Genomic DNA, 24,608 nt, shown 5'->3' on the forward strand with positions numbered 1-24,608 from the left:
GCCCCCTGGCCGATGTGCGGCGCAGCAAATGCGGTCAGGAATTACAAACAAGGAAAAATGTCGCCTGCCGGTGTAGGACGGCCCCCGCTTTCGCACGCGGCGTGCGCTGCATAAGCTGAAGGCACCGCCACCCGCCCGGACGTGTCCGTTCATGGCCAAAACCGCTGCCTCCGCTGCCCCCGCCGCGTCAGATGCCCCGCTGGGCAAGTACCAGCGCAAGCGCGACTTCGCGGCCACGCCCGAACCCAGCGGCAAGCGCGCGCCCTGCGCCAGCAAGGCTGCCAGCGGCAACAATTCCCATGCCTTCGTTATCCAGAAGCACGCGGCGCGGCGCCTGCACTATGACTTCCGGCTGGAAATGGACGGCACGCTCAAGAGCTGGGCCGTACCGAAAGGGCCAAGCTTCGATCCGGCAGACAAGCGCATGGCCGTTCACGTGGAAGACCACCCGCTGGACTACGCCGACTTTGAAGGCGTGATACCCGCCGGCCATTACGGCGCGGGCACGGTCATCGTCTGGGATCGCGGCGTATGGATTCCCGACGCCGACCCGGAGGCCGGCTATCGGGACGGCAAGCTGAAGTTCGAGCTGCGCGGAGAAAAGCTCCAGGGCCACTGGGCGCTGGTGCGCATGGGCGGCAAGAAGGCGCCCGACGACAACGCCTGGCTGCTGATCAAGGAGCGCGACGCGTATGCGCGGCCCGCGTCGGAGTTCGACGTGGTGGACGCCATGCCCGACAGCGTGCTGGCCGGCACGGCCAAGGCGGCGGCGGGCAAAGCCGCCAGCGCGAAACGGAAAGCGTCGACCAAAGCGGGGGCGAAAGGGTCGACTAAAGGGTCGACTAAAGCGGCGGCGAAGGCGTCATCGAAGAAGGGCAGCGGCAAGCTGCCCCCGTTGCCGGCCGGGGCCAAGAAGGCGGCCCTGCCCCTGGCGCTGGCGCCGCAACTGGCCACGCTGGTCGACAAGCCGCCCGCAGACCCCACCCAGTGGCAATACGAGATCAAGTTCGATGGCTACCGCATCGTCGCGCGCATCGACGGCACGGATGTGCGCCTGTTCACGCGCAATGGCAACGATTGGACCTCGAAGCTGCGCGCGCTGGCCGCCGAGATCGCCAGCCTGGGCTGGCCCGATGGGTGGCTCGATGGCGAGATCGTCGTGGTGGACGCGCACGGCATCACCGATTTCCAGGCCTTGCAGAATGCCTTTGAAACGGCCCACGCCGAATCCATCCAGTACTACGCATTCGACCTGCCCTGGTTCGCCGGGCACGACCTGCGCGCCGTGCCGCTGGCGGAACGCCGCACCCTGCTGCATGGCCTGCTGGCCGGGCATGCGTCCAACCGGTTGCGCTTCAGCGACAACTTTGAAGGCGCTCCGGCCGACATGCTCGATGCGGCCTGCCGCATGAAGCTCGAAGGCATCATCGGCAAGCGTGTGGACGCCCCCTACGTCAGCGCACGCGCCAGCTCCTGGATCAAGCTCAAGTGCCAGAACCGGCAGGAATTCGTGATTGGCGGCTACACCGACCCCAAGGGCAGCCGCAGCGGGCTGGGATCGCTGCTGCTGGGCCTGCATGACGCGGACGGCAAGCTGCGTTACGTCGGCAATGTCGGCACCGGCTTCGACACGGCCATGCTCGATGCCCTGCGCAAGCAGCTGGACGCGCTGCGCACCGACGACACGCCGTTCGCGCCACTGCCGCGCGGCATCAAGGGGCACTGGGTCAAGCCCAGGCTGGTGGCCGAAGTGACGTTCGGCGCCTGGACGCGCGAGGGCCGCATCCGCCATTCCGTGTTCCATGCCCTGCGCACCGACAAGCCGGCCGCCGCGGTGACGCTGGAGGTGCCCGCCCGCTCCGATACGCCAACCGGCGCCCCGTGGGCAAAGACCGCCGCGAAAGCCACCACAAAGACCGCCGCCAGGGCGGGAACGAAGGCCGCCGCCAAGCCGGCCACCAAGTCGGCTTCCAGGACACCCGCAACCAGGGCCGCCAAGGCCGCCATTGGCAACGTCGTGGTCAGCCATGCGGACCGCGTGATCGACAAATCCACAGGCTTGACCAAGGGCGATCTGGTCGGCTACTACGCCCACGCCGCCGGGCTGATGCTGCCATTCCTGCGTGGGCGCCCGCTGGCCCTGGTCCGTGCGCCGTCCGGTATCGATGGCGAGCAGTTCTTCCAGCGTCATGGCGACACGCTGCACGTGAAGGGCGTCAAGGCGCTGGAACCCGAACTGTGGCCGGGCCATCCGCCCCTGCTGGAAATTACCACGGCGTCGGCAATCGTCGAGGCGGCGCAGTTGAACGTCGTGGAATTCCACACCTGGAATGCCAGGGCGCGCGCGATCGACAAGCCCGACCAGATCGTCTTCGACATCGACCCCGGCGAAGGCGTCAGCTGGCGCGAGATCCAGGAGGCCGCCAGCCTGGTCAAGGCGCTGCTCGACGCGCTGTCGCTGCAGAGCTTCCTGAAGACCAGCGGCGGCAAGGGACTGCATGTGGTGGTGCCGCTGTCTCCCCGCGCGGGCTGGGACGCCGTGCGCGATTTCGCGCAGGACGTCGTGACACATATGGCGCGCACCATTCCCGAACGCTTTGTAGCAAAGAGCGGTCCGCGCAACCGGGTTGGCAAGATTTTCATCGATTACCTGCGCAACGGTGTCGGCGCTACCACGGCCGCCGCCTTTTCGGCACGGGCGCGGCCGGGGCTAGGGGTCTCGATCCCGGTCAGTTGGGACGAACTCGACGACCTGACCGGCGCCGCGCAGTGGACGATTGCCAACGTCGACCCCCGGCTCGACGAACTGGCGCGCCACGACCCATGGGGCGGCCACGACAAGGTGCGCCAGACGCTCACGCAGGCCCGCAAGCTGCTCGACAACGCCTGATTGCGGCACGCGCATCCCTTAACGCCACAGCGCCCGGCCACCGTGTCGGCGTCCGTCTGTCAGCCATCGCGCCATGCGCGGCACGGTTCTTGCCACTCAGCACCCAGAACCTGGGCCCGAAATGCCCAAGGCTGGACTGGAAACGATGAGACAAGACCCCGATCCCTGGTATTCGCGCGAATTCTGGCAGCGCGCCGTCATTGGTGTGCTGATGCTGGCACTGGCTTACCTGCTGGCGTCGCCGGCCGATGCACGCGCCGCCGGAGCAAGGTTGCCTATCCATATGCTGGGCGATTGACGTCCCATCCACCACCTTTTGCAGGAATGTCATAAATACAACCGATATGGGCGGAATGAAGGTAAAAATTACAACTCAGGATAGGTCGGCGCCACCTGCGGAGGTTGCAGGGGGGCATGCTGTGCCGGCTCGTGCCCTGGGCGCGCCATTCCTTGCCATTACCTTTGTCATTACCAAAGCCAAAGCGGCGATGTCTGCCGCCAGTCAGCCATGAACGCCACGCCTGCCCACCACCCGACGCGTCGACCGCTAGTCCTCAATGTCGAGGGCCGAGAGGGGCCGCGCTACGTCAAGAGCCGTATCCTGAACCGCGCGGATTTCGCCGTGCTGGAGGCTTCCGACGGACAGGCCGCGCTGTCGCTGGTCCGCCAGCACGCGCCAGACCTGGTGTTGCTCTCCGGCCAGCTTTCCGACATCGACGGCCTGGATGTCTGCCGCCTGATCAAGAGCGATCCGCAAACCGCCCGCACCATGGTGCTGCTGACGTCGCCCGGTGTGACCGATTCCCACCGCCGCGTGCAAGCGCTGGACGGCGGCGCGGACACCTTCCTGGTGGAGCCGGTGGAACCCGAGGAGCTGGTATCGAACATCAACGCGCTGCTGCGGATGCGGGGGGCCGAGGACGCCTTCCGGCGCACGTCGCAGGCGCTGCATGAGAACGAAGACCTGTTCCGCCAATTGGCCGAAGCCTTGGCCGACGTGGTCTGGATCATCGATCCCGCCACACGCCGCTTTCTGTTCGTGAGCCCGTCGTTCGAGGCCCTGTGGGGCCGCCCCGCCGATGCCGTCAAGCAGGACCCGACCCGCTGGCTGCAGTGGGTGACCGCCGACGATCGCGCGCGCATGGAAGTGGAATGGCAGAGCATGCTGCGCGATGGCCGTCTGGATTCGGAGTTCCAGCTGGAACGACCCAACGGCGAGATCCGTGAAGTGCATATGCGGGCATTTCCGGTGCGCGGCGCCGATGGGCGATGCCTGCGCGTGGCTGGCATCTGCCAGGACGTGACGCGCCACAACCGCGCCGAGCGCACGCTCCATAACGAAGAGCGCCGCAAGGACGAATTCCTGGCCATGCTGGCCCACGAACTGCGCAACCCGCTAGCGCCAATGCGCAGTGCGGTTGACCTGCTGCAGCAGTTCTCGCCCAGCCGCGAGGACATGTTCCGGGCCCGCGACATCATCAGCCGGCAGTTGCACCACTTGACCCGGCTGGTCGACGAACTGCTGGACGTGTCCCGTTTCAACCAGGGCAAGATCACGCTGCGACGCGACCTGGTGGAACTGCGCGGCGCGCTGAATACGGCCGTCGAGACCGTGCGGCCACTGCTGGAAACGCGCCACCACACGCTGCGCCTGTCGCTGCCAGAGCAACCGCTACCCGTGCGGGGCGATATGGTGCGGCTCACTCAGATCTTTGCCAACGTGCTGCACAACGCCGCCAAGTTCACGCCGGAAGGCGGACAGATCGCCGTCGAAGCCACGGCGGCCGATGGCAAGGTCGTGGTGCGCGTGCGCGACAACGGCAATGGTCTGTCGCCGGACATGCAGCGGCAACTCTTCGACCCGCTCGCACCGGTCGCCAGCGGCGACGCGACGGCACACGGCGCGGGCGAGCATGATGACCGCACCGCTGCCGGGCGGCACGCGTCGCAGCAGCCGCAGCCAACGCAACAGGCCCAGCAGACGCAACAGATGCAGCCGGAAGCCCTACAACCGGCCATGACCGACCCCGACGCGTTTGCCGCGCGAGAAGGTGCCGGCATCGGCCTGACGCTGGTCCAGAAACTGGTGACCCTGCATGGCGGCCGCATCAGCGCCGAAAGCCCGGGGCGGAACCTGGGCAGCACGTTCATCGTCGAACTGCCTGTGGAACCCTGGCAGACCTGGCATCCGGCAAGCGGCAAGACGCGTGTGGCATCCACAGCCACGCATACGATCATGCTGGTGGATGACAACGTCGATGCCCTGGAGGCCATGACGATGACGCTCGAAACGCTGGGCCACACCGTGGTCACCGCCCCCGATGGCATGAGCGCCATCGCGTGCGCCGCCACCGTGCGTCCCGATGTCGTCCTGCTGGATCTGGGGATGCCAACCATGGACGGCTTTGAAACCGCCCGCCGGCTGCGCGAAATTCCCGAACTGCGCAATGCCCGGCTGGTGGCGCTGACCGGATTCGGCCAGCCTGACGACCGTCGCCGTACCCGCGCTGCCGGCTTCGATCTGCATCTGGTGAAGCCAGCCGATCTCAACGCCCTGACGCGCCTGCTCGAAGAACTCGACGCCTGAGAGGCTAGCGCCCGCACAAGGACAACCATGCAAATGCATATCACCCCCGAACCGGATATCACGCCGCCGAAGCCGGAAATGCCGCCGCCAGAGCCGCCCGACACGACACCGGAGCCTGTCAACGACCCGCCTCCCGGCGACATGCCGCCGCCTCCGCCCCAGCGGGCGGCCTGAGCGACCGGACGGCTGAACGGCTATGTCGCGCGCGATCTGGAAGGGCGCCATCAGCTTCGGGCTGGTGAACATCCCCATCACGGTCAAACCGGCGTCACGCGCGCATTCGCTTGATCTCGATCTGCTGGACAAGCGCGACATGTCACCGGTGGGCTATCAACGCATCAACAAGCACACCGGCAAGCCGGTGGACCGTGACGACATCGTCAAGGGCTACGCGTACGAAAAGGACGAGTACGTCGTACTGACTGACGAGGACTTCAAACAGGCCAACGTCGAGGCCACGCAGACGGTGGATATCGTCAGCTTCGTCGACGCCGCCGCGATTCCGCCCTACTACTTCGACACCCCCTACTACCTGGAGCCGGACAAGCGCGGTGAGCGCGGCTATGCGCTGCTGCATGAAACCATGCGCAAAACCGGACGCGCCGCCCTGGCGCTGGTGGTGCTACGGAACCGTCAGCATCTGGCGGCGCTGCTCGTTGCGGGCAAGGCGCTGGTACTCAACACGATGCGCTTCGCGGACGAAGTCGTGCCCGTGGCCGACCTGAGCCTGCCCGGCGGGAAGAAGTACGCCGCCAGTGCCCGCGAGATACAGATGGCTGCCAAGCTCGTGGAAGACATGAGCGAGGTCTTCAGGCCCGAGCAGTATCACGACACCTATCGCGAGGACCTGCTGGCCCGCATCCACGCCAGGGTCAAGGCCGGCAAGACTCATCTGCTGACGCCTGCGGCCGACGAAACGGCGGCCCCCGCCCGCAAGGGCGCCAAGGTCATCGACATGATGGCGCTGCTCAAGCAGAGCCTGGGACAGCGTGGCAAGCGCCAGGAAGGCGCCGAAGCGGAGGTTGCCGAAGAAGCGGATGCCGAAGAAGCGGCGGTGACACCGAAGCAGAAGCCCGCACGACGCGGCACCGCCACCGCAGCCAAGCGGCCGGCCGCGAAAAAGGCTACGGCCAAATCAAAGACCGCATCAACCTCGTCGACCTCATCTCCCGGTAGGAAACCCGCTGCCGGCACCACGGAAAAGAAGGCAATGGCACGGAAGCGGGCCGCGAAGAAAGTCGCAAAAGCCGCAAAATCCTCGACGCGAAGTGCCGCGCGCAAGGCTGCCTGACAGCGAAGCCCCACGCAGCACAACAAGACACAGGAAGCACAAGAAAAAGAGCCGCGACACGTGGGAGGGTCGCGGCTCAGCGCAGGGGCGACCGCAGTCGCCGCGCATCATCAACCGATACTACCGATCGCTACAGGGTGGCTACAGGGCGGCGCGTTGCCACCGGATCTGGCGGGACGACACCCGCACCCCTTTAGCGGGACGACACCTTCAGGTTGTCACTCACCGAATCCACGCCCTCCACCGACTTCACCGTATCCACCGCCAGTTGCTTCTGCTCTGAACTCGGCACCGAACCGGTCAGGTTCACCACGCGATCCTTGGTCTTGACGTGGATGCCGGTGGACTTCAGGTCCTTCGCGGTCAGGAGCTTCGTCTTGATCTTGGTGGTCAGGGCGCTGTCCGTTACCGCCTGCTTCGCGTTGTCTGCGCTGGCATCGGTCCTGGAGTCAGTGGTAGCGCCGTTTGTCCGGTCGCCCTCGGTACGGCTCGACATGCCGGATGCGTTGTTCGCGGGGGCGGGGTGCATCGCCGATCCGCTCGTTGTACTCGTATCGGCGACCTTCATGAAGCCCCCGTTGTCCAGCGCGTGAGCCCCACCGGCGGCGGCCAGCGCCGTCACCATCATGGCAATGCGAAGCTTATGTACGGTTTTCATGGTGCTATCTCCTTGTTAGCGTTTGAATCGCAATGAATCAAGGCCGATTCACACGGATGCACGTATGCCGACACCCCATTGCAGCGCACTTCGCGCTGCTGCGGGGTCCGGCCCCTCTGATTTCTGCAAGGAGCGTTCCAAAGCCACGGCACGAATCGCCCACATCCCGCCGATGCCCATGCCATGGGCCGTTAAACGGAAGCATGCGCACACGTCAACGCATGCGGCACGGACATACCACCCTTCTGGCGTGAAAACCCTGCATGCGTTGTAAATCGCGACAACCGGGCATGTCGTGCATCGGCTACCTGTATGTCCGACAGATGCCATACCCCCGACTTTGGCGCGTGGCACGCCGATTGCTGCTACATCCATGCGGCAGCCCGCCGCGAATTGGACTTGGAGACAGCAATGGGACAGCAGCAAGGTAGCCAATCCGGACAGCAAGGTAGCCAATCCCAATCGGGACAAAAGCAGCAGGAGCAGCAACCCGGCCAGCGCGGCAACCAGCAGCAAGGTAGCCAGGATCAGCAACGCCAGCAGGGTGGTGGCCAGATGGGTAACCAGGACAAGGGTTCGGGCCAGCACCAGCAGCAAAGCGGCACGGGCAGCCAGCAGGGATCGCAGCAAGGTTCTCAGCAGGACAAAAACCGTCAGCAGTAACGCTGCGACGGACTTCAACTCTGCCGACATTAGCTTTCCGGGCCCCGCAGTGACATCTCCACGGTTGTCACACCGCGTCTGAAGTCAAGACGTGCCTCAGAAACGGGGTCCTGCGCCGGAGCATCCGCCATGGGTGTTCCGGCGTCTTTCGTTGAGACGGCGTCGTCAAATCCGACTCGACTGTCCGTCCGATTTCTTGCGGCATTTCTTGCGGCAAGAAGGCGCGTGCTCACCCCAGCCGGCCCGAGACCGCCACCAGCGCTTGCCGCCACACTTCGCGTTGCTGTTCGAGATAGTCGATGGCCTGCTGGCCGGTCAGGCTCAGCGGCTCGGCGCCGTCCTGCGCCAGCCGTTGTCGCAGCGATGGCTCGCGCAGCAGGCGAGTCAAGCGCATGAACAATGTCACCCGGCGCGTCTCCGGCACGCCTGGCGACGCCAGCACACCGTACCACGCCTCCTGCGGCATCCCGGCGATGCCGGCTTCGGAGAACGTCGGCACCATTGGGGCCAATGGGCTGCGTGCCCGGCCCGTGACCGCGAGGGCGCGCACACGGCCTTGCCGCATCAATGGCAACGCAGCCTGCAGGGTGCTGACCAGCAATGCGACGTGCCCGCCCTGCAGGTCCACCAGCGCACGCGCGCTGCCGGGATACGGAACATGCGCCATGGAAACGCCGGCCTGGCGGCACATCAGCTCACCCACCAGATGGGCGCTGGAATGAATGCCAAGAGAGGCGTAGGCGATTTCACCGGGACGTACGCGGGCATCGTCAAGCAGCCGTTGCAGCGTGGCGCGTGCCTGGTCTGGCCGGGTCCGGGTGCCGTCGCCCGCCATCAACAGCACGTGGGGCGTACTGGCGACGATTGCCAGCGGTTGCAGCTGACGCGCCGGCGCTTCGGGGCTGCCAGCCAGCAAGGGACCGATACTGACCGAGCCGACCGTGCCCAGCAGCAGCGTCTGCCGGTCGGTACCGGCCCGCGCAGCCTCATGCATGGCAATCTGGCCAGACGCACCCGGTCGATTGTCGACGATGACAGGCTCGCCATCGCCGCCGAGGCTGTCCGCCACGATGCGCGCGACATGATCCGCGCCGCCGCCGGCCGCATAGCCGACCAGTAGATGCAAGGGCTGGACGTGAGACTGGAATTGGGCAGCGGTGGCTGGCAGCCACGGACGCGCAAACGGCATGGCCAGCAATGCCGCAGTGACGCGCCGGCGAGCGGGAACTGACATGAAGGCGGCGGCACGAATCGGAAAACTGCGGCATCGTAGCACCGGGCGCCAACCTCCGCCGCCCGGACAAACCCGCCCGGGCAATGCCAGCGGAACTAGCCGCCCGTCACCTCACGGCTGCGGGGCACGACACGCCGCGCCCTTGCCGTTGGCGGCAGGGTCAGTGCCCAAGACCGCCTGCGCGCCACACTGCGAACCGAACATGCGGGCCTGGTCGTGCCCCACCCCCACCACCTCGAACGACCGGTGCGCGCTGGCCTGCCCCGGCGATGCCAGCGTCTGCTCATAGCGCCAGTAAGCGCGGGCGCGCTGCAGGCGCGTGGGGCCTTCCGCCTCGGCACCGCATGCCTTGTCCAGGACGCGATGGTTCGGGTCGTTGTCTTCGCTGCCCACCATGTAGGTGACCTGGCGCTGCATGTAGCGGCGATAGAGGGCCATGCCGTCCGCGCCCCGGGCATACGCCACCATATCCCGCATGCCATAGCGGTACTTGTCGTAGTCCGCGCAGGTGCTGGTACTGTAGGGCGCAAAGCGGCGATAGTCGGGCGCCACCGGACGATCCGGCGTGAAGTACAGGTACGACGACGGATTGGCCACCACGTAGCGCAGGTCGATGCCGGACGCGCGCACCTTCTCGTCCACGTTGTTCAGCACGGCATACCGATGCACGATCTGCGCACCGCCCGAATGGCCGGCCACGATGACCTTGCGCACCATCGGCAGGCGCTGCTTGTCCGTGACGTAGGCCAGCAGATCGTCCAGCACCTGCAGCGAACTGACACCCGCGCCGGGGCCGGACACCGCGTCCTCGCCGCCGATCCAGCCCTGCACGGTCCACACCGGCATATCGTCGAAGTGCTTGGCGGTGTCGGGCGTGCCGGGGAAGTTGGGCGCCACCAGCAGCACTTCGTCGGGGTTCCGGCCGCTGGCCTTCAACAAGGCCGCGCCAGCGTCGTAGTAGTCGTCGCCATTGCGCTGCAGACCGTGCTGGACGAATACCACTTCACGGATACCGCGCAGATCGCCGTTGAGCGCGTGATTCGCATAGACCGGGAAGTCGTAGCCAGCGCCCGTGCCCAGGTGCAGGCGCTGCCACTGCGGTTTCGCTGCGGTCATGCCGGGTGCGGCAGGCGTGGCAGATGTGGTGCCGGTCTGGCTGGCACAACCGGCCAGCGCCATCACCGCCGCGACAAGCGCGGTGGCGAGCAAATACTGCGTAATGCGACGCATGAGGGTGTCTCCTTGTTTGATCTGGCCGCCCGCACGCATCGGGCGAAACGCCAATACTACGACCACACCGGCCGAACGTAAAATATATGCATCACAAGAATTCCATATGCCATGGATATAGATCGATGGAGCTGAGACACCTGCGTTACTTCCTGGCCGTGGCCGAAACCCGATCCGTCACGCGCGCCGCCGAACAACTCGGCATCCAGCAACCCCCGCTTTCGCAACAGCTCAAGGCGCTGGAGTCGGAACTGGGTGTGACACTGTTTGAGCGCCAGCCGCGCGGCGTGGCACTCACGCCCGCCGGGGCGGCGCTGCATGCCGACACCGTCGACCTGTTCGCGCGGATCGAGCAGATGCGCGCACGCATGCAGCGCATGGCGCGGGGCGACGAAGGAGCGCTGGCCATCGGCTTCACCAGTTCCGCAGCCGCCCACAAGCTCACGCCCGAAGTGCTGCGCGCATGCCGCCGGCATTTTCCGCGCGTGGCGCTGTCGCTCACCGAATGCAATGCAGCCGAAGCGATCGAGCGGCTGGCGGACGGCACGCTCAACGCCGCCCTGCTGCGGGCGCCGGTCTTGCACCCCGAAGGGGTGCGCTTCGACCTGCTGCTGGAAGAAGAGATGGTGATTGCGTTGCCGCTCGATCACGCGCTGCTGCGGCGCCGGGCCCTGCGCGGTCAAAACGCCACGGAACCAGTCTCGCTGAGCGAACTGGCGTCCGATCCGTTCATCCTGGTCCGGCGTCCTGGCGCGCCGGGCATGTACGGCGACCTGCTGCGCGAATGCGAGGCGCTGGGCTTCACGCCACGCATCGGCGCCGAAGTCGAACGCATGCTGACCAACCTCAATCTCGTGGCCGCTGGCGCCGGGGTCAGCGTGGTGCCGGCGTCAATGGCAGGCCTGAATCGTCATGGCGTGGCGTATTGCCGGATGGTCGAGGCCGACCGCCTGCGCGCGCCGCTGACGCTCGGTTACCGAGAAGATCAGGACGATGCCGCGCTGGCAGCGCTGGTGGCGCTGACCCACCGCATTGCGGCACGCCATCGCAAAAAATCGCAAGAGGAAGAGTAGCTGCCGATCGGGATCGCCCCACTCCCCGCACATTCAGGGGCGATCCCACGGCAGAGCGGCGGGTCAGTGCAGGAGCCCTACCTCGAAGCGGCCGGCGGCGGTGCCAATCAGCAGGCCACTGTTGTACAGGTACGATGCTACCACCCCACCCGTTGCACCGACCACGCCCGGCACCGGCGTGTTGTAGGCCAGCGTGCCCGACACCCCGTTACGCACCATGCTCGTGCCGTTCAGGTTGGCATTGACCTGCTCGCCATTGGTGGCCATCACGCGATACGCGCCGTCAGCCGCGCCGGCCGCCAGGCCCGTCGTGGACTGTTGCGCGTAGATGTTCATGCCGTAGGCCGCGGCCGAACGCGTCAGGATCACAGGCACCGGTGCGCCGTTGACCAGGCCGCTGACCAGCGATCCGCTCAGCACTCCGTCACCCGCCGCGATGGTACCGCCCACGAAGTAGTCGAACGCGTTGCGCGCGGCATTCCAGACGATGTAGCCCTTGGTCGTGTTCGTACAGGCCGCGTCATAGACGATGTAGCCGCCGCTGGCCGTGGCTGCGCATGTCTGCCAGGTGGCTGCCGACGACCGCAGCCGCGCCGACCCGTTGCGCACGGTGACCGATCCATCCGCAACGGCGGTCTGGATGCCATTGACGTTGTAGATGTCCGCCACCGCCTTGTAGTCGGCAGAGACGTTCTGGAACGCCACCAGCGGCAGGAAGCCGCCGCCCGATACCGGCTTGACCCCACCGGCCAGCACACCGCCGCCAGTCAGCGAGAATTCCGCGCCGTTCTCGTCGCTGGCGTACGTGCAGCCACCCTGCGAGACGAGTTGCCCGGTCATCACGGTGTTGGCCGCACGCTGGGCGCTGGCATCGATCGTCACGGTGTACTTGAGCGTTGCCGGGTCGATGCGGACCGACAATTCCTCGCCATTGGTGTTGCCACCCTTCCACGTGGTCGCCACCGACGGCAGGTTCAGACACGACTGCACGATGCCCGTCGCGCCTTCGCAGGTGTAGTTGATGGCGGCGTCGGCGCTGCCCGTGCCCTTGTACTTGGGCCACGATGGGTATTGGCACAGCGGGCGGGTACGTCCGTACGTGCCGGCGTTGGCGTCCATCACCTCGCGCGTGCCGGGGGCCACGCCCATCTCGACCCAGTTTTCGAGTGCGGTCAGCGAATTCCACGCCGGCAGGAAGCTGCCCGTACCGTGGCCCATGCCGGGCACGGTGTAGAAACGAATACCCTGGTCTACGGCCGTCTGTCCCACCTGCGAAATCACGGCTTTGTACCACGCGATGGTGGAATTCGGGCTGATGACCTCGTCGGCCAGACCGTGCAGCATGATCAGGCGACCGCCCTTGCCCAGGAACGCGGACAGGTCGGGATTGGTGGCATCGGTCAGCGCCGATACGGCCTGCACGCGCGACGTCCAGCTACCTGGGCTGGCCGGGTCGAAGGTCAGCGCGTCGAACGTGGCACTGCGGGTGACGAAGTACTTCACCCACTGGTCGCCGGTCACGTACATGTTGGCGTCGGCAGTGGTGGCCGGATTGCCCGGCACTGCACGCGTACCGAGGTCGCGCGTGGTGAATGGCCCCGCCACCAGCGCGCCCTCCATGAGGTTGTAGCCGCCTGCGACGGTCACGCCATTGGCGAGCGGATAGCTGAGCTGCAAGGGCTGCTCGATGACCTTGACTGTGGCAATCTGCGCATCCGACAGGCAGGTGTCGCCGGTATCGGTGCCGCCCACGCAACGCAGGTTGGCCAGCACCTGCATGGCGCCTATGCGGCACCCTTCCACATTGCTCACGACCTTGTCGGCCACGCCGTCGAGCGTGTCGCACGCATCCATGGCCGCCTTCTGCACCATCAGCGTCTTGTTGATATTGAGCCAGCCTGCGCCGCTATTGAGGTACAGCGCCCGGCCCACGGCGACGTTCGACAGCCGCGTGCCCGTGTAGTTGAGCGCGGGCTCGTTGGCGATCACGCCGGCGTAGTCTGCCGGCCATCGCTGGATATAGCTCAGCGCGTCGCGGCCGCCTGTCGACGTACCCAGGAAGTACGCGCGCACTGGCGCCTTGCCGTAGCGCTGCGTGATCAGTGCGATGGCCACATCGTGCGTTTTCTTGAGCGTGTCGCCGCCATAGTTGGCCAGCTGCTCGTCATGGGTGGCAAAGCGGCCATCGGTGATGCTGGAGCTCTGGTGGCCCGAGTCGTCGCCCCAGGTGACATAGCCACGGGACAGCGGGGCGGGTTCGCCCGGCAAGGCAAAGCGCACGGTCTCGGTGCCGTCGATCAGCGTGCCGTCAAAGCCGCCGCCGCCGAACTGGATGCCCTTGCCGTTCCACTGCGTGGGCAGGTTCACGGCGAAGTTGATGCTGGACGCCGACGCATCGACCGGCGCAATAGCGCCGCGCACCTGGCAGTACTCGCCCAGCGTGTTGCCAGTGGCGTCTGCCGCGATCAGGGTGGCTTTGGTGATGCTGGCACCGCCCGTTGGCAACGTCAGGGACGACGCCGGCACGCTGGCGCCGTTCAGCGCGTTGCACGCATCCTGCGCGCTGAGCGCCGGGGTGGCCGGCGTCGTTCCCGCGTCACCGCCGCCTCCGGCATTGCCGGCGCTCCCCGTGTTCGCCGTGGCCGGCGCATCGTCGCCACCTCCACAGGCGGTCACCAGCAACGCCACGGAAAATGCAGCGGCCAGCCGCCACGCAACGGGGCGGCCCTTGTATCCGGTTGTCATCGTTCGTCTCCTCCAGTACAGCCGGTACTTGTGCCGGCTTGCTGGAGCGAGACGGTATCACCGGGGTGATGCCGCGTAAAATATATGCCAAACAAACTATCCATATATATTCGATATGGATTGAAGCGCCATCTCCCGGGGTTACCGCGGCAACCCGACGTAGTTTTCCGCCAGCGACCGGCATGCGGCCTCGGAACTGACCAGATAGTCGAGTTCGGCCTGCTGGATGCGATGCGCAAAATCGTCGGCACCCGGAAAGCGATGCAGCAGCGACGTCATCCACCACGAGAACCGCTCGGCCTTCCACACCCGGCTCAGACATTTTTCGGAATAGCGGTCGAGTTCGTGCGGATCGCCGTGCTGGTAGTGCGCGATAAGTCCGTCAGCCAGGTAGAGCACGTCGCTGGCGGCCAGGTTCAGGCCCTTGGCACCGGTCGGCGGCACGATGTGCGCGGCATCGCCTGCCAGGAACAGCCGGCCAAAGCGCATCGGCTCGCACACAAAGCTGCGCAGCGGCGCGATGCTCTTCTCGATGCTCGGGCCCGTGACCACCGATTCCGCCGCTTGCGGGTCCAGTCGGCTGCGCAGTTCATCCCAGAAGCGCGCATCGGACCAGTCGTGCGGCTTCTCGGTCGACGGCACCTGCACGTAGTAGCGGCTGCGCATTTTCGACCGCATGCTGCACAGCGCAAATCCGCGCTTGTGGCTGGCGTAGATCAGTTCGTCGGCCACGGGCGGGGTTTCCGACAGGATGCCAAGCCAGCCGAACGGATACACCCGCTCGAAGATCTGCTTCGACGGTGCGGGCACGCTGGCACGGCTGACGCCATGGAATCCGTCGCAACCGGCGATGAAATCGCAGACCACCTCGTGCTCGACGCCATCCTTGCGATACGACACACGCGGGCGGCTGCCATCGAAGTCTTGCAGCGCCACGTCCTGTGCCTCGTAGACGGTCGGCGCGCCGGCCGCCTGGCGCGCCGCCATCAGATCGCGCGTGACCTCGGTCTGGCCGTACACGGTCACGTCGCGGCCAATCAGCGCGTGGAAGTCGATCCGGTGCCGCGCGCCGCCGAACGACAGTTCGATGCCGTGGTGCACCAATCCTTCCTCGCGCAGGCGCGCATCGACACCGGCACGCTGCAGCGCCTCCACGGTCACGCATTCGAGAATGCCCGCGCGGATGCGGCCCAGCACGTACTCGGGGCTGCGCTGTTCGATGACGATGTTGTCGACGCCAGCCACGGTCAGCAACTGGCCAAGCAGCAGGCCGGCGGGGCCGGCGCCGACGATGGCAACGCGGGTGGAACGGGAATGCGGGGAGCCATTGGGGGCCATGGCATGTCTCCTGATTGGAATGTGTTTATTGGGCTCAACGATAGAGCTTCGCGCGCCTGATCGGAATGGACAGATCGAACCAAGAACGTGAAAATCCGAACATTCCCGGAAGCACGCAGCGCGCCCCCCATGAGAACCGTCCCCACCTATTCGCTCTACGGCGTCAATTCCGCGGAGCCGTTGCTGGACCAGCTTCATTTCGAGTCGATCGCGTCCCGCAGCCAGCTCTACGCGTGGGAGATCAAGCCCCACCGGCACGAGCGCTTCCTTCAAATTCTGTACATCCACCGTGGCAGCGGCGAAGCACTGCTCGACGGCCGGCGCGAACGCCTGGCCAGCGGATCGCTGATCTGCGTGCCGCCCCACCACGTGCATGGCTTCGTGTTCTCGCCCGACGTGGACGGCATCATCGTGACGATGACCGACAGCTACCTGCGCACGTTGCTGGCCGGCGTGCCGGGCACGCTGCCGCTATTCGAGCATCCGCGTCACGAGCGCGTGGCACGCAGGCATTCACTGGCCAGCGCGCTGGCGATGTTCAGGACGGAGATGGCCTCGGTGGCCCCGTGGCGTGGCGCCGCGCTGTCGGCGCTGCTGACGCTGGTGCTGGTGGGTATCGCACGCATCGCCGAGGCATCGGCGCCTGCCGCAACGCGCGCCAGCAGCCGGCCGGCGCGGCATTTCCAGCAGTTCCAGCAACTGCTGGAGACCGACTATCGCGAGCAGAAGGAGATGACCTACTACGCCGATGCGATCGGCATCACGCCCACCCAGCTCAACCGCATCTGCCGCCAACTGGCCGGACAGAGTGCGCTGCAGCTGATTCATGCACGCGTGCTGGCGGAGGCCCAGCGCGACCTGCTGTTCAGCGATCTCGACATCAAGCAGATCGCCATGACGCTGGGGTTTTCGGATGCGGGCTACTTCTCGCGCTTCTTTGCGCGGCTGGCGGGCCAGACGCCCACCGGGTTCCGCGAAACGGGGCGTGCGCGCCTTCCCGCGTTCGTCACGCGGGAAGGCTGAGCCCCGACGCGGTTGCGGCGCGCGTCAGCCGCGCACCTTGTCGACTTCCGCGAAAATTTCCTCGGCCATGTGGAAGGCCGAATTGGCGGCTGGCACGCCGCAGTAGATGGCGGTCTGCAGCAGCACCTCCTTGATCTCGTCGCGTGTCACGCCGTTGTTGGCCGCCGCGCGCAGATGCAGCTTCAATTCCTCGGAACGGTTCAGCGCCACCATCATCGCGATGGTCACCAGGCTACGCGTATGGCGCGGCAAGCCTTCGCGCGTCCAGATCTCGCCCCATGCGTAGCGCGTGATCAGGTTCTGGAATTCCTCGTTCAGCGGCGTCAGCTTCTGCAGCGAACGGTCGACGTGGGCCCTGCCCAGCACCGCGCGTCGCACGGAAAGGCCCGCCTCGTAGCGTGCGTGGTCGTCGGTCACGGGCAAGCGGCCATGGATGAAATCCAGCAGCGCGGCTGTGAATCGCCCCGGCTGCTCGCGATTGGACATATGCGCGGCCGGCAGTTCGACATAGCGCGCGCCCGGGATGGCATCGGCCAGCGCCCTGCCCTCGGCGGCGGTGGTCGACGGATCGTCGCTGCCGGCAATCACCAGCACCGGCACCTTGACCGTCTTCACGGCCTCGCGCAGGTCGGCATCGCGCAGCGCCGTGCAGCCCAGCGCATAGCCGCGCGGGTCCAGCCCCTGCAGCACCGCGCGCAGGTCGTCCAGCGCACCGCCCGCCGTATTGCGGAAGCCTTCGGTAAACCATCGGCCCAGCGAAGCATCGACCAGCTGCGCCATGCCATCGCGCAGCACGCCGTCGATGCGTGCGCTCCACGAGTCCGCCGTGCCGATCTTCGGCGCCGTATTCGCGACGATGACCTTCGAGAAACGCTCGGGCGCGTTCACGGCCAGCCACTGGCCGATCAGGCCGCCGATCGACAGGCCGCAGAACACGGCCTGGTCCACCTGCAGCGCATCGAGGATCGCCAGGACATCGCGCCCCAGCACGTCGACCGTGGCCTCGGACGCATCGGTCGAAGACCGGCCGTGTCCGCGCATGTCGTGGCGCACCACGCGGAAGCGGCCGGCCAGCGCATCGGCCTGCGGCTTCCACATCGTGTGGTCGGTGCCCATCGAGTTCGAGAAGATGATGACGGGCGCGGTATCGGGGCCGTCTACGGTATAGAACAGCCGGGCACCGGCGTGATCGAGGTAAGGCAAGGTCGTCTCCAGTCAGGCGTGGTTGCGGTGCTCGCGCGCATGCCGCCAGGCTTCCACGGCGGCATCGGCGAAGCTTGTGGATTGGCCCGCGTACTGCGCAGGGTCGCTGAGCAGGTCGAGCGTGGCGTCGTCGAGCAGACCCTGGTGCAAAGGATCATCGGCCAGCGTGTGCGCCAGCGCGTCGCGCAGCGTCGTACCGTCGGCCAGGGCGCGACGCGACGCCTGCTCCACCAGATGGTGGGCGGGCAGCCGGCCGATGCGCCGGCCGAGTTCGAGCATGGCGGCTTCGCCAAGGATCAGGCCATGCGTGATATCGAGGTTCCGGCGCATGCGGGCAGCGTCGACCTGCAGGCCGGCCACCACGTCAGTCATCTGGCGCAGCGCGCCGGCAGCCAGCGTCACGATCTGCGGCAGCGTGTCCCACTCGGCCTGCCAGCCGCCCAGCGCGCGCTCGTGCTCCTGCGTCATGCCGGCCAGCATCGTGGCGACCAGCGGTGGCACCCGCACAGCGGCGGTCAGCACCGCCGCGCAGCCCACGGGGTTGCGCTTGTGCGGCATCGTGCTGGAACCACCCCGGCCCGGCCCCGATGGCTCCGCCACCTCGGCCACTTCGGTCTGCATCAGCAGCGAGATATCGCGCGCCATCTTTCCCAGCGTGCCGGTCAGCATGCCCAGCGTGGTCGCCACTTCGACCATGCGGTCGCGGTGCGCATGCCAGGGCAGCGCGGGAAGGTCCAGTTGCAGCGCCTGCGCAAGCTGCGCGGCCACGGCCGGCGCATCGTCGCCCAGGCTGGCCAGCGTGCCGGCCGCACCGCCGAACTGCAGCGCCCGCGCATGCGTGCGCGCCAGGTCCAGGCGGGCCAGATCGCGGCGCAGCGCGTCGAGCCAGCCGGCCGCCTTCAGGCCGAACGTGGTGGGCAGCGCGTGTTGCAGCCAGGTGCGCGCGACCATCTGTGTGGCGCGATGGGCGCCGACTTGCGCGGCACAGGCATCGCCCAATGCCAGCAGGCCGGCGTCGATCTCATGCAATGCGTCGGCAAGCTGCAGCACCAGCGCCGTATCAATGATGTCCTGGCTCGTGGCGCCCCAGTGCACGTAGCGGCCGGCGTCGGCATCGCGCTGCATCACGGCGGCAGTCAGCTGCTTGACGAATGGAATCGCCAGGTTGCCGGCGGACACGGCGGCCTGCGCGAGTGCATCGAAGTCGATGACCTGGGCCGGCTCAAGCGCGCAGACCTGTTCGATCACCTGGGCGGCCGCTTCGGGAATAACGCCACAGTGGGCCTCGGCGCGCGCCAGCGCGGATTCCACATCGAGCATGCGGCGCATCGTGCCGGTATCGGAAAAGATGTCGAGCACGGCAGGGCTGCCGAACATCGGATCGGTCAGGCGGGAAAGCGTTGGCATGGTCGGTTGGGGGCGAACCGTTTGGATTGCCGGAAGGGCATGCGCCGATTGTGATGCAAAACGCGGCACCGGTGTGAGCCGGCGCCGCGTTCGCGCAAGGGAGCAAAGTGGTGAGCAAAGGTGCAGCGATGGCGACGATCAGATGTCGAAGAACACCGTCTCGCCCGGGCCTTGCAGCACCACGTCCCAGCGATAGCGGTTCTGTCCTTCGGCCCTGGCGATCAGCGTGTCGCGCCGGTCGGCGGGCACCAGCGACAGCACCGCGTCGACGCCGTTCGCGGCCGTGTCCTCGGGAAAGTACATGCGCGTGGCCACGTGCTTGACCAGTCCGCGCGTGAAGACGGACACCATGATGTGCGGCGCCTGCGGACGCCCATCGCCATCGGGCACGGCGCCGGGCCGGACCGTGGTGAAGCGGAATGAGCCATCGGCCTCGGTGGGCACGCGGCCGAAGCCGGTGAAGCCAGGCACCAGCGGCAGTTCGCGGGCATCTTCGGGATGACGGTAGCGGCCGGCCGGATTGGCCTGCCAGATCTCGACCATGCCGTCGGGCACGGGTTCGCCGCGGCCATCAACGACGCGGCCCTCGATCACGATGCGTTGGGCGGCCAGGTCAGGGGCGTCGGCGGTCAGGTCGGCACAGTTCAGGCCGGTCAGGCCGATATGCAGGTACGGACCTACGGTCTGGGATGCGGTGGCGTACAGCATGGCCTTACTCCATCGGCGTGGCATCACGGCCACGCAGCACGATATCGAAACGGTAGCCGAGCGCGTACTCGGGAGCCGTGGTTTCCCAGTCGAACGTGGCGATCAGGCGGTTGCGCGCCTTCTCGTCGGGCACGCACTGGAAGATCGGGTCGTACGCCAGCAGCGGGTCGCCCGGAAAGTACATCTGCGTGACCAGCCGCGTGGCGTAGGCGTTGCCGAACAGCGAAAAATGGATGTGCTGCGGACGCCAGGCGTTGTGGTGGTTGCGCCAGGGGTACGCGCCCGGCTTGATCGTCTTGAACTGGTAGTGACCGTTGGCGTCGGTGATCGTGCGGCCTTCGCCCGAAAAATGCGGATCCAGCGGCGCGTCGTGCTGGTCGCGCTTGTGCGTGTAGCGGCCGGCGGCATTGGCCTGCCAGACCTCGATCAGCGCGTTGGGCACCGGGCGACCGTTTTCGTCGAGCACGCGGCCGGTGACCAGCATGCGCTCGCCAATCGGCTCGCCGCCGTTGCCGACGGTCAGGTCGTTATCGCCTTCGCGGACAAACTCGGGGCCAAACGTCGGACCGGTTACTTCGGACAGCGACTGCGGCAGCGCGATCAGCGGCTGGGCCGGCGAGCGCAGTTGCGTCGAGGCATAGGGGTCGAAGCGGTATTCGGGCTGGGTGTCCCAGTACGGACGACGGTACTGGGCGGGGCGATCGGAGCGGTGGGGCATCGCGCTGTCTCCATTGTTGTGTGAATCGATGGGCTCGACTGTATGCAACGTCAGAAGTCATGTAAATTGAGTTTTGTCGTAATTACGATGAATTTTTATTATGGAACGCTCGCCCCCGCCGAACGCACCGCCTACCGCCGCGCCACTGCCATCCGTGGACGCCTTTCGCAGCCGTATCCGGCTGCGGCACCTGCATTGCTTCGTGGCCGTGGCCCAGGCGCAGCACCTGGGCCGGGCCGGGGAACAGCTCGGGCTGACACAGCCGGCGGTGTCGAAGACGCTGACCGAACTCGAGGAACTGGTGGGCGCGCGGCTGCTGGTGCGCCAGCGGGCGGGCACCAACCTGACGGCGGCGGGCATGCGCTTCCTGCGCCATGCGCTGCGCATCCTGGAGGACGTCGACGCCGCAGCCGACAGCCTGTCGGCCACTGACGCCACGCGTCACGAACGCATCCGCGTGGGCGCCCTGCCCAGCATCGTGCCGGCATTGCTGCTGGATGCCGTGACCGCGTTCCGGGCCACCCATCCCGAGGTGGCGCTGGCCGTGCAAAGCGGCATGAACCGCACGCTGATCGACCTGCTCAAGGCCGACGTGCTCGACGTGGTGATCGGCCGCATGGATGACCCGGCGGCCATGGAGGGCCTGTGGTTCGAGTCGCTGGCGGCCGAGCCGCTGGTGCTGGCCGTGCGCGCGGGCCATCCGCTGGCGGACCAGCCCCGGCCGACCATGCGCGACGTGGTGGCGTGGCCGATGGTGGTGCCGGCCGTCGGGTCCATCCCGCGCCACAGCACCGAAAGCCTGCTGGCGCGCCACGGCTTTGCGCTGCCCGAAGGCTGCCTGGAAACGGCCGACGCCTACCTGGGCCGCCTGCTCACGCAGCAGGGCGACAGCGTGTGGGCCGCACCGTTGTCGGCCACGCGCCGCGCGGTGGCGGCGGGCGAGATGGTACTGCTGCCGGTGGATACGCAGGGCACCGAGGAACCGATCGGCCTGCTACGCCGTAGCGACCGCACGCTGGGTCCGGTGGCCGAGGCGTTCGCGGAAACCATCCGACGCACCGCAGCGGCCCAGCCGGGCTGAGTCGCCCGCCTCCCCGCCCCTGCCGGCCGTCCCGACCTGATCGCTGCGCGGCACTTTTGCCGTGCCGTCGATCCGCGTCGCAAAAATTTCGTGACACGGTCCAACCCGCCGCCAGCCCTTTGGTCGGGCGGGCCCGCGCGCTTCCGCCACCGTCGCGCGCCCGGCCGCTTGCGGGTTAACGCCGATATTTCGCAGCGAAAAACGCTGCGTATGATCCGTTCCTATCGAGAACGTGAGTTCGCCTTTAGAACAAACAAGGCGAATCGCGAACAAAAAGTGCCCGACAGACCGCCTGATCGAGCCCGAAACGATCCGAAGAACGGAGACACCATGTCCCAGACCCCGCGCCCCGCGACCAGCACGCTCGACGTGCAGTCATTTATCGACAGCCACCGCTTCTCCGCGTATCAGTGGCTCATTCTGATCCTATGTTTCATGATCGTCGCGATTGACGGCTTCGATACGGCAGCCATGGGATATATCGCCCCGGCCCTGGTGCAGGAGTGGGGCATCGAGAAATCGTCACTTGGGCCGGTCATGAGCGCCGCCCTGTTCGGCCTCGCGTTTGGCGCGATCTTCGCCGGGCCGATGGCCGACCGCGTGGGCCGCAAGCGCGTGCTGGTGATGTCGGTGTTCTTCTTCGGCGCATGCAGCCTGGCCACGGCCTTCGCGCCGTCGGTGACATGGCTGACCGTGCTTCGCTTTCTGACCGGCGTCGGGCTTGGCGCCGCGATGCCCAATGCGGTGACGTTGATGTCCGAATACGCACCGGCGCGCCGCCGCGCGATCCTGGTGAACACCATGTTCTGCGGCTTCCCGCTGGGGTCGGCCGGCGGCGGCTTTTTTGCGGCGGCCATCATTCCGGATTTCGGCTGGCATAGCGTGCTGATCTTCGGCGGCATCGTGCCGCTGGTGCTGGCCGTGGTGCTGGTGGCCGCGCTGCCGGAATCGATCCGCTACATGGTGGTGCGCCAGTATCCCGCCGACCAGATCCGCAAGGTGCTGGCACGCGTGACCGGCGCCTCGCTGGGCGGCGCCCAGGCGTTCACGGTCAACGAGACCGCGCCGGTCGCCAGATCCGCCGTCGGCACGGTGCTGGCGCCGCGCTATCGCGTGGGGTCGGCCATGCTCTGGCTCACGTATTTCATGGGCCTGGTGATCTTCTACCTGCTGACCAGCTGGATGCCAACGCTGATGAAGGACGCCGGATTCACGCTGCAACGCGCTTCGCTGCTGACGGCCCTGTTCCCGCTGGGCGGTGGCATCGGCACCATTGCCGCCGGCTGGTTCATGGACCGCTTCAACCCGAACAAGGTGATCGCCTTTACCTACGCGCTGACCGGCGTGCTGATCTACGCGGTGGGCCATGGCGCGGGCGGCGACCCCTTCATGCTGGGCCTGCTGATCTTCCTGGCCGGCACGGCCATGAATGGCGCGCAGTCGTCGATGCCGACGCTGGCGGCGAGCTTCTATCCCACGCAGGGCCGAGCCACCGGCGTGGCCTGGATGCTTGGCATCGGCCGCTTTGGCGGCATTGCCGGCGCGCTGCTGGGCGCCGAACTGCTGCGCATGCATCTGGGCTTCGACGCGATCTTCACGCTGCTGACGGTGCCGGCGTTCATCGCCGCCGGGGCACTGGTAGTCAAGCAGTTCTCGGGCGCCGCCAGCGCAGCAGACCGCGGGCCGGACCGAGCAGAGTCGTCCGGCAAGACCGTGACCGGCCACTGAAACCACGCCGCAGCGCGAAAACGGCGAAGCAGGCTTCCGGAACAGATGTCGAAGCGGGCCGCGATCGGCTTCGCCATGGCGATCCGCCCGGCTATGGCGAAAACGCCATTACGTGCTACCGTTGCGAAGAATGGAATGGCACGCTGCGGCGCACACTTTTGGAACCCCGATCCGCGTCAGACAACCTCTTTTTCATCGGCTTCATGGGCGCCGGCAAGACGACGATCGGACGAACCGTCGCGCGCAAGCTCGGCCGCCCGTTCTTCGATACCGACCACGAGATCGAATCGCGCTGCGGGGTGCGCATTACCACGATCTTCGAGCTGGAAGGCGAGGAAGGCTTTCGCCGCCGTGAAACGCGCATCCTCGACGAACTGACGCAGCGCAGCGGCATCGTGCTGGCCACCGGCGGCGGCATCGTGCTGCGGCCCGAGAACCGCGAGATGCTGCGCGCGCGCGGCCACGTGATCTATCTTGACGCCGCGCTGCCCGAGCTGTGGCGTCGCGTGCGGCGCAATCGCAACCGTCCGTTGCTGCAGGTGGACAACCCGCGCGCCCGGCTCGAAGCACTGTTCTGCGAGCGAGATCCGCTCTACCGCGAGATCGCCCATCTGATCATGCCGGCCCACGCCGGCACCGTGGCACAAGCCGCCGCCAGCGTGCTGGCCCTGCTTGGCCTGCCGGCCCCCGACATCGCCGAAGATTCCGACAACGACCCCGCCCCGGGTGCCTCCCAGAATCCGACCCAGGACCCTGCCACCCACGATTGAGCACCCGACCGACAGCCGATTCGGAATGCGCCGACAGCGGCCCGCCGCCGGGCGTGGCAAGGTGTGGAACAGGTAGCGGCATCGGTTTGAACTTCGCGCCCGGCGCGCGGCTCTGACGGTGACACCACCCTGAATGCAGGAGGTTCCCCATGCGGCTGGAAGGCAAGACAGCACTGGTCACGGGTGGCGCGGGCGGCATCGGCCGTGCCATCGCATTGCGCCTTGCCCAGGAAGGCGCCGACATCGTTGTTGCGGCGCACA

General features: G+C 66.8%; 20 protein-coding genes. 10 read left to right on the plus strand and 10 right to left on the minus strand.

The features are described 5' to 3' along the window. Positions 1-151: 151 nt before the first annotated feature. The 4 genes from ligD (at position 152) to ku (ending at position 6,768) form a co-directional block, all read left to right on the plus strand. Positions 152-2,890: a DNA ligase D gene (gene ligD, locus CYJ10_RS31555; protein WP_101685375.1), complete on the plus strand. Its 2,739-nt coding sequence runs from the start codon at positions 152-154 to the stop codon at positions 2,888-2,890. Positions 2,891-3,035: 145 nt separating this feature from the next. Then, on the plus strand, positions 3,036-3,188 hold the full coding sequence (locus tag CYJ10_RS34370; RefSeq protein WP_180863128.1) for a hypothetical protein: 153 nt from the start codon (positions 3,036-3,038) through the stop codon (positions 3,186-3,188). A 210-nt stretch (positions 3,189-3,398) separates the two neighbouring features. After that, positions 3,399-5,477, plus strand: coding sequence for a hybrid sensor histidine kinase/response regulator (locus CYJ10_RS31560; RefSeq protein WP_101685376.1), 2,079 nt, complete (start codon positions 3,399-3,401; stop codon positions 5,475-5,477). Positions 5,478-5,673: 196 nt separating this feature from the next. After that, complete coding sequence (gene ku / locus CYJ10_RS31565) at positions 5,674-6,768, plus strand: non-homologous end joining protein Ku (protein WP_101685377.1); 1,095 nt, start codon at positions 5,674-5,676, stop codon at positions 6,766-6,768. 193 nt (positions 6,769-6,961) lie between these two features. On the opposite strand, the gene CYJ10_RS31570 is transcribed toward ku, so the two are convergent. The 4 genes from CYJ10_RS31570 to CYJ10_RS31585 all read right to left on the minus strand — a co-directional run bounded on the left by CYJ10_RS31570 (position 6,962) and on the right by CYJ10_RS31585 (position 10,553). Further along, positions 6,962-7,426: a BON domain-containing protein gene (locus CYJ10_RS31570; RefSeq protein ID WP_101685378.1), complete on the minus strand. Its 465-nt coding sequence runs from the start codon at positions 7,424-7,426 to the stop codon at positions 6,962-6,964. 48 nt (positions 7,427-7,474) lie between these two features. Beyond that, on the minus strand, positions 7,475-8,119 hold the full coding sequence (locus tag CYJ10_RS33975) for a hypothetical protein (protein WP_146002158.1): 645 nt from the start codon (positions 8,117-8,119) through the stop codon (positions 7,475-7,477). 199 nt (positions 8,120-8,318) lie between these two features. Next, complete coding sequence (locus CYJ10_RS31580) at positions 8,319-9,323, minus strand: Bug family tripartite tricarboxylate transporter substrate binding protein (RefSeq protein WP_101685380.1); 1,005 nt, start codon at positions 9,321-9,323, stop codon at positions 8,319-8,321. A 111-nt stretch (positions 9,324-9,434) separates the two neighbouring features. Continuing rightward, positions 9,435-10,553, minus strand: coding sequence for an alpha/beta fold hydrolase (locus tag CYJ10_RS31585; protein ID WP_101685381.1), 1,119 nt, complete (start codon positions 10,551-10,553; stop codon positions 9,435-9,437). 125 nt (positions 10,554-10,678) lie between these two features. Here CYJ10_RS31585 and CYJ10_RS31590 point away from each other — a divergent pair, with 125 nt between their 5' ends. After that, the gene (locus CYJ10_RS31590; protein ID WP_101685382.1) at positions 10,679-11,626 is read left to right on the plus strand and encodes a LysR family transcriptional regulator; all 948 of its coding nucleotides are present in this window, start codon (positions 10,679-10,681) and stop codon (positions 11,624-11,626) included. Between the two features lie 63 nt (positions 11,627-11,689). Here the strand turns inward: CYJ10_RS31590 and CYJ10_RS31595 are convergent, their stop codons facing one another. Next, positions 11,690-14,371, minus strand: coding sequence for a tannase/feruloyl esterase family alpha/beta hydrolase (locus tag CYJ10_RS31595; protein WP_101685383.1), 2,682 nt, complete (start codon positions 14,369-14,371; stop codon positions 11,690-11,692). A 141-nt stretch (positions 14,372-14,512) separates the two neighbouring features. Beyond that, positions 14,513-15,709, minus strand: a complete 1,197-nt coding sequence (gene pobA, locus CYJ10_RS31600; protein WP_101685384.1) for a 4-hydroxybenzoate 3-monooxygenase — start codon at positions 15,707-15,709, stop codon at positions 14,513-14,515. A 129-nt stretch (positions 15,710-15,838) separates the two neighbouring features. On the opposite strand from pobA, the gene CYJ10_RS31605 reads away from it, so the two are divergent. Beyond that, positions 15,839-16,732, plus strand: a complete 894-nt coding sequence (locus CYJ10_RS31605) for a helix-turn-helix domain-containing protein (RefSeq protein WP_101685385.1) — start codon at positions 15,839-15,841, stop codon at positions 16,730-16,732. A 24-nt stretch (positions 16,733-16,756) separates the two neighbouring features. Here CYJ10_RS31605 and pcaDC read toward each other — a convergent pair whose 3' ends face one another. The 4 genes from pcaDC to pcaH form a co-directional block, all read right to left on the minus strand. Next, the gene (gene pcaDC, locus CYJ10_RS31610; RefSeq protein ID WP_101685386.1) at positions 16,757-17,935 is read right to left on the minus strand and encodes a bifunctional 3-oxoadipate enol-lactonase/4-carboxymuconolactone decarboxylase PcaDC; all 1,179 of its coding nucleotides are present in this window, start codon (positions 17,933-17,935) and stop codon (positions 16,757-16,759) included. A gap of 12 nt (positions 17,936-17,947) precedes the next feature. Continuing rightward, positions 17,948-19,342 carry a 3-carboxy-cis,cis-muconate cycloisomerase gene (locus CYJ10_RS31615; protein WP_101685387.1) on the minus strand — a complete coding sequence of 465 codons (1,395 nt, stop codon included), beginning with the start codon at positions 19,340-19,342 and terminating at the stop codon, positions 17,948-17,950. A gap of 138 nt (positions 19,343-19,480) precedes the next feature. Continuing rightward, positions 19,481-20,050, minus strand: coding sequence for a protocatechuate 3,4-dioxygenase subunit alpha (pcaG, locus tag CYJ10_RS31620; RefSeq protein WP_101685388.1), 570 nt, complete (start codon positions 20,048-20,050; stop codon positions 19,481-19,483). Positions 20,051-20,054: 4 nt separating this feature from the next. Continuing rightward, positions 20,055-20,768 (minus strand): protocatechuate 3,4-dioxygenase subunit beta, encoded by a 714-nt coding sequence (gene pcaH, locus CYJ10_RS31625; RefSeq protein ID WP_101685389.1) that lies wholly within the window; start codon positions 20,766-20,768, stop codon positions 20,055-20,057. 100 nt (positions 20,769-20,868) lie between these two features. Here pcaH and CYJ10_RS31630 point away from each other — a divergent pair, with 100 nt between their 5' ends. The 4 genes from CYJ10_RS31630 to CYJ10_RS31645 form a co-directional block, all read left to right on the plus strand. Then, positions 20,869-21,849 (plus strand): LysR substrate-binding domain-containing protein, encoded by a 981-nt coding sequence (locus tag CYJ10_RS31630; protein WP_101685390.1) that lies wholly within the window; start codon positions 20,869-20,871, stop codon positions 21,847-21,849. Between the two features lie 330 nt (positions 21,850-22,179). Beyond that, the gene (locus tag CYJ10_RS31635; RefSeq protein WP_101685391.1) at positions 22,180-23,577 is read left to right on the plus strand and encodes an MFS transporter; all 1,398 of its coding nucleotides are present in this window, start codon (positions 22,180-22,182) and stop codon (positions 23,575-23,577) included. A gap of 203 nt (positions 23,578-23,780) precedes the next feature. Beyond that, positions 23,781-24,347, plus strand: coding sequence for a shikimate kinase (locus CYJ10_RS31640; RefSeq protein WP_101685400.1), 567 nt, complete (start codon positions 23,781-23,783; stop codon positions 24,345-24,347). A 149-nt stretch (positions 24,348-24,496) separates the two neighbouring features. Next, positions 24,497-24,608: SDR family NAD(P)-dependent oxidoreductase (locus CYJ10_RS31645; protein WP_146002159.1), on the plus strand; the 112-nt coding region annotated here is incomplete at its 3' end.

The organism is Cupriavidus pauculus, from assembly GCF_002858765.1.
GTDB classification, from domain to species: domain Bacteria; phylum Pseudomonadota; class Gammaproteobacteria; order Burkholderiales; family Burkholderiaceae; genus Cupriavidus; species Cupriavidus pauculus_B.

Excerpts from the sequence above, each read along its gene's own strand:
- ligD (WP_101685375.1), top strand. The coding sequence starts at position 152 with ATGGCCAAAACCGCTGCCTCCGCTGCCCCCGCCGCGTCAGATGCCCCG.
- CYJ10_RS34370 (WP_180863128.1), top strand. The coding sequence starts at position 3,036 with ATGAGACAAGACCCCGATCCCTGGTATTCGCGCGAATTCTGGCAGCGC.
- CYJ10_RS31560 (WP_101685376.1), top strand. The coding sequence starts at position 3,399 with ATGAACGCCACGCCTGCCCACCACCCGACGCGTCGACCGCTAGTCCTC.
- ku (WP_101685377.1), top strand. The coding sequence starts at position 5,674 with ATGTCGCGCGCGATCTGGAAGGGCGCCATCAGCTTCGGGCTGGTGAAC.
- CYJ10_RS31570 (WP_101685378.1), bottom strand. The coding sequence starts at position 7,426 with ATGAAAACCGTACATAAGCTTCGCATTGCCATGATGGTGACGGCGCTG.
- CYJ10_RS33975 (WP_146002158.1), bottom strand. The coding sequence starts at position 8,119 with ATGTCGGCAGAGTTGAAGTCCGTCGCAGCGTTACTGCTGACGGTTTTT.
- CYJ10_RS31580 (WP_101685380.1), bottom strand. The coding sequence starts at position 9,323 with ATGTCAGTTCCCGCTCGCCGGCGCGTCACTGCGGCATTGCTGGCCATG.
- CYJ10_RS31585 (WP_101685381.1), bottom strand. The coding sequence starts at position 10,553 with ATGCGTCGCATTACGCAGTATTTGCTCGCCACCGCGCTTGTCGCGGCG.
- CYJ10_RS31590 (WP_101685382.1), top strand. The coding sequence starts at position 10,679 with ATGGAGCTGAGACACCTGCGTTACTTCCTGGCCGTGGCCGAAACCCGA.
- CYJ10_RS31595 (WP_101685383.1), bottom strand. The coding sequence starts at position 14,371 with ATGACAACCGGATACAAGGGCCGCCCCGTTGCGTGGCGGCTGGCCGCT.
- pobA (WP_101685384.1), bottom strand. The coding sequence starts at position 15,709 with ATGGCCCCCAATGGCTCCCCGCATTCCCGTTCCACCCGCGTTGCCATC.
- CYJ10_RS31605 (WP_101685385.1), top strand. The coding sequence starts at position 15,839 with ATGAGAACCGTCCCCACCTATTCGCTCTACGGCGTCAATTCCGCGGAG.
- CYJ10_RS31615 (WP_101685387.1), bottom strand. The coding sequence starts at position 19,342 with ATGCCAACGCTTTCCCGCCTGACCGATCCGATGTTCGGCAGCCCTGCC.
- pcaG (WP_101685388.1), bottom strand. The coding sequence starts at position 20,050 with ATGCTGTACGCCACCGCATCCCAGACCGTAGGTCCGTACCTGCATATC.
- pcaH (WP_101685389.1), bottom strand. The coding sequence starts at position 20,768 with ATGCCCCACCGCTCCGATCGCCCCGCCCAGTACCGTCGTCCGTACTGG.
- CYJ10_RS31630 (WP_101685390.1), top strand. The coding sequence starts at position 20,869 with ATGGAACGCTCGCCCCCGCCGAACGCACCGCCTACCGCCGCGCCACTG.
- CYJ10_RS31635 (WP_101685391.1), top strand. The coding sequence starts at position 22,180 with ATGTCCCAGACCCCGCGCCCCGCGACCAGCACGCTCGACGTGCAGTCA.
- CYJ10_RS31640 (WP_101685400.1), top strand. The coding sequence starts at position 23,781 with ATGGGCGCCGGCAAGACGACGATCGGACGAACCGTCGCGCGCAAGCTC.